The sequence below is a fragment of the Mesorhizobium sp. M0437 genome (assembly GCF_040321335.1).
Taxonomy (GTDB): Bacteria; Pseudomonadota; Alphaproteobacteria; order Rhizobiales; family Rhizobiaceae; genus Mesorhizobium.
On record NZ_JAMYRK010000154.1, the window covers coordinates 1 to 3,437 of the forward strand.

The 3,437-nt window shown below is 63.4% G+C and carries 3 protein-coding genes; 1 reads left to right on the top strand and 2 read right to left on the bottom strand.

Features of this window, described 5'->3' with window-relative positions:
• Positions 1–477: 477 nt before the first annotated feature.
• Positions 478–2,214, top strand: a complete 1,737-nt coding sequence (ggt, locus tag NKI72_RS34355) for a gamma-glutamyltransferase (protein ID WP_352852159.1) — start codon at positions 478–480, stop codon at positions 2,212–2,214.
• A 64-nt stretch (positions 2,215–2,278) separates the two neighbouring features.
• On the opposite strand, the gene NKI72_RS34360 is transcribed toward ggt, so the two are convergent.
• Together NKI72_RS34360 and NKI72_RS34365 are read right to left on the bottom strand one after the other, a co-directional pair.
• Complete coding sequence (locus NKI72_RS34360; protein WP_292663955.1) at positions 2,279–2,620, bottom strand: hypothetical protein; 342 nt, start codon at positions 2,618–2,620, stop codon at positions 2,279–2,281.
• A 181-nt stretch (positions 2,621–2,801) separates the two neighbouring features.
• Positions 2,802–3,248, bottom strand: a complete 447-nt coding sequence (locus tag NKI72_RS34365; RefSeq protein WP_352541327.1) for a hypothetical protein — start codon at positions 3,246–3,248, stop codon at positions 2,802–2,804.
• Between the last annotated feature and the right edge of the window lie 189 nt (positions 3,249–3,437).

Here is a 3,437-nt window from a genome sequence, read left to right on the forward strand (position 1 = left end):
GCCATCGATCCGGTCGCCGCCTACCGCGCCGCCGGCTACCGGGCGAAGGTCGCAGCCGAACGGCCGGCGGTGGCGAGCGTCGGCGGCGGGATTGTCTGATATTGGCTGAAAATGAAAACCCGCCACGAAGGGCGGGTCGTTGGAGCCAATTAGCACCATATCCAAACTAGTAGCATAGCTGCCGGCACAAAGCAAGAACAAAGTTGCTGTGTAACTGAAAAATTCTGGGAGCCGCGATGAAGCGTGGCCTTGCTACCAACGCTGCGGCGCTCAGCAGTTACGGCATGGATCCTAGGGTCTCCGCGACGCAGCGGAGACCCTAGGATCCATGCCGTTGCAGTCGCCGAAGATTGCAACGGCGGTTGCGAGGCGAACCGGCACAGGCGTGCGAACCCTCCCGATTCTTTCGATCTTCGCAGTAGACTCGACCTCCCCAAACCGCTTTCCTAGGCCCACCCCAAGCCTCGGAGAACGGCCATGCACAATTTCCGCCGGACGCTGATCGCCGTCAGCCTCTCCCTCACCTTGGCCTTTATCCCGTTCCTTGCCCTTGCCGCCTCGCCGCAGCCGGCGAAGGGCGAGCACGGCATGGTGGTGACCGCCCAGCATCTTGCGTCTGAGGTCGGCGTCGAGGTGCTGAAGCAGGGCGGCAACGCGGTCGATGCCGCGGTCGCCGTCGGCTATGCGCTGGCCGTGGTCTATCCGACCGCCGGCAATATCGGCGGTGGCGGCTTCATGACCATCCGCTTCAAGGACGGCCGCTCGACCTTCCTCGATTTTCGCGAGCGCGCGCCGCTGGCCGCGACCAAAACCATGTATCTCGACAAGGACGGCAAGCCGGTAAAAGGCGCCAGTCTCGACGGCTATCTGGCGGTCGGCGTGCCGGGCTCGGTCGCTGGTTTCGAGATGGCGCGGGAGAAATACGGCACGCTGTCGCGGCAGGGCTTGCTGGCGCCGGCCATCCGCTTTGCCAAGGAAGGCTTCGTGCTGGAGCAGGGCGATGCGGCCTCGCTCCAGGGCGGCGCCGAGCGGTTGGCAAGGGACCCAGCGGCGGCGGCCATTTTCCTCAAGCCGGACGGCAAGCCCTATGCTGTCGGCGAGCGGCTTGTTCAGCCCGATCTCGCGGCTTCGCTGGCCGCCATTTCCGACCGCGGGGCGGATGCCTTCTACAAAGGCGCGACCGCCGACGCCATCGTCAAGGCGAGTGGCGAGAAGGGCGGCATTCTGGCCAGGGCTGATTTCGAAAGCTATGCGGTGCGCGAGCTCAAGCCGGTGACCTGCAATTATCGCGGCTACGAGATCATTTCCTCGCCGCCGCCGAGCTCCGGCGGCGTCATCATCTGCGAGATCCTCAACGTGCTTGAGTTCTATCCGCTGTCCTATCTCGGCGCCGGTTCGGCCGAGACGGTTCACGTCATGGTCGAGGCGATGCGCCACGCCTATGTCGACCGCAATTCGGCGCTCGGCGATCCCGGCTTCATCGACAATCCGGTCGCAAAACTGCTCGACAAGAATTACGCCAGGGAAATTCGTGAAAAGATCGATCCGTTCCGGGCCGGCGTCTCGCAGGAATTGATGCCGAAGGGTTTTGGCGAGAGCAAAGAGACGACGCATTTTTCGATCATCGACAATGATGGCAATGCCGTCGCGGTAACCTACACGCTGAACGGCTCTTTCGGCGCCGGCGTTGTCGCCGCCGGCACCGGCATCCTGCTCAACAACGAGATGGACGATTTCACCCAGAAACCCGGCGTGCCCAATCTCTATGGCCTCGTCCAGGGCGAGGCGAATGCGATTGCGCCGAAAAAGACGCCGCTGTCGTCGATGAGCCCGACCATCCTCGCCAAAGACGGCAAGCCGTTCATGGTCATCGGCAGCCCCGGCGGTTCACGCATCATCACCATCACGCTGGAGGCGATCGTCAACGTCGTCGACCACGGTATGAACATCGAGGAGGCCATCGACGCACCGCGCATCCATCACCAATGGTTGCCCGACACGGTCTATATCGAACCTTTCGGCCTGTCGCCCGATACCGAAAAGCTGCTTACCGGCATGGGCTACCGCCTCGATCTTGCCGACACGACCTGGGGCCAGGCGGCCGGCATCCTGGTCGGCGGCAAGAGCCTGGCGGAAATCGAGAAGGGTGGCGGCGCCCGCTACAATGGCGCCATCGACAGCCGCGCCGCAGCCGGCAAGGCTATCGGGTATTAGACCCCAAAAGTGGGAATCGGTTTTTCGGATAAGATCATGGTCAACAATAAGATTTCGCTCTGAATCAGGTGACCAGCGCGATCGTGGACGCTATCAGCATCAGCGCCGCGATGCCGACGAACAGGGCGTAGATGCGTGGCCGGTCGAGCAGAAGCGCATTGCCGGATATCCATGCCGCGGTGGCGCCACCAAGCGCGAAAAAGAAGGTGCTGCGGCGCCCGAAGCTCAAGCCGGCAGCCATCAGGCCACCGATGATCAGGGCGCCGAACACGATGATCACGGCGACCGCGTATTTCTCGAAATCGTTGCTGCCGGCGCTCGGGCCGATTGCGTTCAACCTCGACAGATCGTCCGGATCGAACGGGCTGGTCGACCCATATTCGTCTTGACCGACAGGCTCATGCATTATTCGTTCTCCGCAAACCGACAGCAAATCATCAAGCCTCGCCGAGCGCAACCGCTCGCCGAATGTGATCGGCACGGTGTTCAACACTTTCTGGCGGCGGCTTGCCAGAGATTTTTGAATTCGCGCTTGGATCGCCGCCCCGCTGCGCGGCCTGGTCAAGCGCCTTGCCCGAGCTGAACCTTCATGCCGCCCTGGCCAAAGACTGCGTTGCCTGAACGGAAGCCCCAAGCACCGCCTGTGCGCTGTCTGCCTGCCTTTCATCGACATGCGCCAGCACCAGGATCACACCTTGTGCGGCATCTGGCTTGCCTGGCTGCTTGCCGATATCGGACAATGCGCCGAAAAGTCTGCCGGCAACGCAGCCCAAGGCTGCACCGACGAGGGCCGATGCCAGCCATCCCGCGCCGAGGGGATCGATGCCGGGGATATCGAAGGCGCCGAGGCCGGCCAACAAACCCGCCGCGCCAAGGGCGGCACCGGTGCCTGGACCGCGCAAGACGGCGCCGATTTCGTCGTCGTAGGGTCCGATGATACTGATCTGGTGGCGCGCAATTCCTGCCGCCTGAAGAGCTTCGACGGCTCGCGCCGCCTGGTCATGGGAATCAAAAAGTCTGCTGATTGTTCGCATTGAAACTGCCTGTGAGGCCCCCGCCTCGACGGCACGGCGGGTTCCTGCTGAGCGACGACGCCGAGGAACCGCCTAACGCATACGTCGCCCCCCCCGGATTTAAGCGCGGCGGGCGCCGCCAGGCCGCGCGTTTACCTCACGCGATGAGGTTGGCGGTCTTGGGCGGGGCGGGGGCGGCGGCGCCCGTGG